We start from the raw sequence: 205 nt of genomic DNA, 5'->3' as shown, positions 1-205 counted from the left end.
AACTGCACTACGTTCCGGCATTCGTGCATCGTGATGTGCTCGGCGTACACGTGCGCGGCCGAATCTCCGGTGGACCAGGAGCGGGCGGGTTCGGGGTTCAACCAGTGGGCGTGTTTGGCCCGGTCGAGCATGAGGGAGAGGGCGTCGAGACCCGGGTCGGTGCGGTTGGTGCGGGCGTCGCCGAGGATGAGGAGGGAGGTGCGGG

At 67.8% G+C, this 205-nt stretch carries 1 protein-coding gene; it reads right to left on the bottom strand.

From position 1 onward, the window contains the following. On the bottom strand, positions 1-205 hold a 205-nt coding region (locus GV790_RS28975; protein WP_163817998.1), incomplete at both ends, for a VWA domain-containing protein.

It is taken from the genome of Nocardia cyriacigeorgica, from assembly GCF_010858045.1.
Taxonomy (GTDB): Bacteria; Actinomycetota; Actinomycetes; order Mycobacteriales; family Mycobacteriaceae; genus Nocardia; species Nocardia cyriacigeorgica_E.
Note: the sequence above shows the minus strand (reverse complement) of the source record. Positions and strands in the feature narration are given on the sequence as shown.